The organism is Bariatricus sp. TF06-38A, assembly GCF_027690675.1.
Taxonomy (GTDB): domain Bacteria; phylum Bacillota; class Clostridia; order Lachnospirales; family Lachnospiraceae; genus Allocoprococcus; species Allocoprococcus comes.
On record NZ_JAQFCE010000052.1, the window covers coordinates 1 to 4,166 of the forward strand.

Annotated in this window: 5 protein-coding genes; all 5 read right to left on the reverse strand. The window is 36.9% G+C overall.

Translation table 11 applies throughout. The annotated features are described in order from the left end of the window. Positions 1–569 precede the first annotated feature (569 nt). Positions 570–950, reverse strand: a complete 381-nt coding sequence (locus PG418_RS18890; protein WP_498837876.1) for a hypothetical protein — start codon at positions 948–950, stop codon at positions 570–572. Positions 951–1,027: 77 nt separating this feature from the next. After that, the gene (locus PG418_RS18895) at positions 1,028–1,219 is read right to left on the reverse strand and encodes a hypothetical protein (RefSeq protein ID WP_498837877.1); all 192 of its coding nucleotides are present in this window, start codon (positions 1,217–1,219) and stop codon (positions 1,028–1,030) included. A gap of 61 nt (positions 1,220–1,280) precedes the next feature. Then, entirely contained in the window at positions 1,281–1,445 is a 165-nt protein-coding gene (locus tag PG418_RS18900; protein ID WP_498837878.1) for a hypothetical protein, read from the reverse strand. A 2-nt stretch (positions 1,446–1,447) separates the two neighbouring features. Then, positions 1,448–1,774 carry a hypothetical protein gene (locus PG418_RS18905; protein WP_498837879.1) on the reverse strand — a complete coding sequence of 109 codons (327 nt, stop codon included), beginning with the start codon at positions 1,772–1,774 and terminating at the stop codon, positions 1,448–1,450. Between the two features lie 181 nt (positions 1,775–1,955). Further along, positions 1,956–4,166 (reverse strand): hypothetical protein (locus tag PG418_RS18910; RefSeq protein WP_498837880.1); only part of this gene is annotated, 2,211 nt, incomplete at its 5' end.

Below are 4,166 nucleotides of genomic sequence, written 5' to 3' on the forward strand. Positions count from 1 at the left end.
GGTATATTCATTTCCATCATGTTTTCTTCACCGCCGTAATCAGATACACCAATGTGTAGTACGCTTTGTTCGTCCACTTCGCCGCCAAACAACCACAACTCCAACCGCTTTACCGGATCTCCTTTAGCAAGTACCAAACCTTTCTGCTACAAAATTCACATTTCTCCATTTTCATTACCTCTCTGATATTTTTATTTTGATTGTATCAGATAATGTAATGGTTAAGATATTTTCAGGAGAGTTCGATGTTTTTCGATACCTCATTTTCAAAAACTATAATTCCTCGTGTGTGTTTAATATGTTGTACTGATTTAACTCACTAGAATCTACAACCGAATCCAATAGCTGATTTTTCGATAAAAAAATAAGACCTTTCGGTCTTGCTCTGATTTCCATGTGCTTTCCTTTCTGCATATAAAAAGAGTAGAAGCCGTATTAATAAGCACGACTCTACTCTTTCATTTCTCCTAGCATACATCTATGTATTTTCTTTTTCCCATTAATCCTATATTCTAAGCATATCACACTCCCTTTTAGACTCTGTTTTCGCCAAAGCATAAGTTCTTTCTCTATTTTTTGCTTTTTGTTGTTCTCCCTGGTATATTTAATAAATCTGTACCATCGTAAAACACTGCCATTTGTTCTGTTAAATCTGTAAAATACTGTTTTTCCCCATTTTTATTTTCAAGATATACTTTACAATTATTAACCCCACACGTTGTTTGTTTTTTATTGGTCACTAATAGTTCAAACGAGGCAATAATCCTTTTCCCTCTTATTTCAGTGTACTGACCATTTGAATATGTATGTACAAATTCTTGCGGAGCTGCATGAAAATCATTAATTTCTATTACTATTCTCCCCGTATTAAGCGAAAAACAATTTAAAATCCATCCAACAACCGTCCCTAAAACAGTGGAAATAAGCGAGATAATTACTTCTTTTGGCATCGATGTTTCTCCTTCGTATTTTTGTAAAAGACAGTGTACCACTTTTATATATAAGATTCAATCTCTTTGTCTTATCTCTAATCTCCCAGTATCAACGCCAGCTTCTTGGCTCTTAATGCATCTCCACCACCGGCAGAGACTTCCATGTAGCATTCTGCATCGTTCTCCACGATGGTTGTTCCGGCATAAGTAGTTAATTCTTGATAGGCTTGGATTCCAATATAATCACCTCTACTCTCCCGGATATTCCTCTTTAAACAGCATCTCATACTCTTCCTCTGTGAGTTTTCCACGTTCCTTTGCCTGTTCTACCATTTTCGATCTATTTAGTTAATTATTTCCCGCTTTCGGTTCTTCTTCCTTATTAACATCCATCAGCTCATTGTACTGTTCCTCTGTAATCCTGCCCGTGGCGAAGAAAATGTCAATCTTATTCTTCAGATCTTCTGTCAGACCGTTTCTTTCCTTTAATTTTTTCAGTGTCTTGTATAACATAATCATACCTCCAATTCTGTTAATACTACTGCATATTCACTGTTAACATAGGCTTCTGCGCTCTGGATGTCAATATCCTGCGCCTTAGCATCCATGTCGTAGATGTAGTCTCTAGTGTCTCCTAACTGCTGTTTTACATAGTTCCATCCATTAGCCATGCTAATCGGATAGTTAAATACCGTATATCCGTCCAACTGCTCTGAATTGACGCTGATGTTTGTAGTCGGATAATATGTTGCAAGTGCTTTAAATGCCTGTGTCTGTTCTGTAGTGAGGTCAATTTCTTGTTTCTCTGCTAATTGATAAACCACTTCAAAATCAAGGCTCAACTCTTTTAATTCTTGCGCGGTATACAATTCATTATTTGGTTTTTTTATATTTTTAATATATGCCAATGTACCAGCTACACATGTTTCCCAACTAGTCCATTTAAATACTGAAAATATGCACTCTTTACTACCATCTGTACACGCACGAGTATCAAGTCTGATAGCTAATCGATATTCTTCATTAATCTCCCCGTTTTTTTGTATTAAGTGCTTCCCTTCCACACATTCTAACTACTTTTCCACGTTCCACATCCACATAATCTGCAATATACTGCTGACCATCAATCGTTACATTGCCGCCAGATGCTACTGGGATGGCATTTAATGTATATGGAAGTGTGATGGACTGTCCGGTGTATGGTTCATAATCTGCATAAGTTCCTGTCACGTCCACTGTCAAAAATGGTTTGTATGTAACATCTATATACGAGGTAACGTCGGTAAATACAATAGAGTAATAATACAGTTTCCCTTTTTTAAGCTGAAATGTTTCCCCACTATCTGTTATTACCGCAATGTTCATTTTCGCTTCGGGATCGTATATAATGACTTTAGGGATAGGGCTATTTGTGCCTCTATAAGCTTTGTATGTTCCAGATTGATAAACCATAAACTCAATGTCATATGCGTTCCAAGACCATGTGTTCTTGCCACTTATCGAAAAACTTCCATCTTTGTTGTTAACAAAAGAAACGCCGCCAGTTGTTCTTGATAAAGTCGAACGGCAATCCAATAAATTCTTACCACACACTTTCACTGTTGGATTCACCACGCTCTTAATCTCCTGTGGATAATCTGGTGATGGAGATGGGATACCGCCTGTGTAAGGTTCATAAGATTCATCTGTGATTGACGCAAGCTGAATCATAGGATAGATTGTTTCATCTACTGTTACACCTTCCTGTACTGCAATATAACAATAGATTTCATTATGTCCATCTGTGATTGTGAATGTTCCTTCATTTTTTACAGAATTTACACCATTGTTTGCAACTACATTACACTTACTTCTCCCTTTTACAACTAGCTTATACGTTCCGCTTGCAAGCGTTAAACGCTTGCCATCAATATTCTTGTAAAAATTGTAATAGGCTGCACCTGTGGCAGTTCCACTAACACTAATGCTTCCATCCTTGTTATCCGTGAATATTATGCCTTGAGACATATCATCTGCTGCTATATACGGATATTTCAATAAATTCTTACCTTTGGTTTGATTCTGGTTACTATTTCCACAAATCATCATATCCTGTATTTTCCCGTCATCAGAATCGTCAAGATGGTTTTCGCCCTGATTCGATGCGTAAAATTTGGTGATTTTGTTGGATAAATCTTCCTCTAGTTTACTTAATTTATCTCCAACTACTTTAGCGTCTGCGGCTTTTCCACTTTTCAACAAAGTTATATCAATATTTTGTGAAATGGAATCAGAGATATTCTTTATGATCTTAGATGTATAATCAAAGAACAAAACTAAGCATTGCTTATTATTTGATGCTGTGGGTTTTAGTATTTCTGATGTACCAATCTTAAATGCTGATTTCCTTGTACCATCAGGAAAAATATACGAAAATGATTGATCGTCATATGGCGTTGCATATAAACCATATGACAGTAAATTGGTTCCTTTTGTATATACAAATACTGAAACAGGTTCTTTAATAACAATATTCTCTAAATCAAACACAACATCTGTATATTCTGTTGTAACCGCCTTTTCTGCTGTTGCCATAATATTGCCATCAAGAGTGGCGATTTCTAAAACGACAGTATCGTCATTAGATGCTTTAATATTCATCTTTATTTTTGTTAGTGCTGCGTTTTCACCAAAATCAAAATATTGTTTTACGCCCGTTATTTGATTTCCTGTGAAATTGTTAGGTGTGTTATTTCTAATAATTGAACATTTATTAGAAAAAGCTTCGGTTTCAATCTCAAATTTTGATTCTATATCACCTAACTCTTCCTGTAGTGAACCAATATCCTCTTTATTGTTCGCAATCTGCTCAACATTTGCCTGTATTTGCTCAGCACTACCTATATGCTCTTTCAACGATGCGTCTACTGTATTCGCATGTTCTACCGTGGTGTCTAACGCTAACTGCTTCTCTCCAGCGGATCTAATGGAGCTGTCTAATGCCATCTTAGCTTCTCCGGCTTTTCCAATTGATGATTCCAGCTCTTTCTTCTCTATCCCTGCATTGTTGATCATATCAGAGAGCTCAGACTTCATTGTGTTGGCGTTCTCGATATTTCCCGAAATACCATCTGCAACACGTTTGATCTCTGCCAGTGTCTCATCTGCCGATGCTGCACTTTCCATCGCAGAGCTTGCAGCATTCTCAGCTCGTTCAGCAGATGCATTGACCGCTACTACTGTCTCCCTAAAGAG

Coding starts and splice junctions, on each gene's coding strand:
- PG418_RS18890 (WP_498837876.1), bottom strand. CDS start 950: ATGCCAAAAGAAGTAATTATCTCGCTTATTTCCACTGTTTTAGGGACG.
- PG418_RS18895 (WP_498837877.1), bottom strand. CDS start 1,219: ATGAGATGCTGTTTAAAGAGGAATATCCGGGAGAGTAGAGGTGATTAT.
- PG418_RS18900 (WP_498837878.1), bottom strand. CDS start 1,445: ATGTTATACAAGACACTGAAAAAATTAAAGGAAAGAAACGGTCTGACA.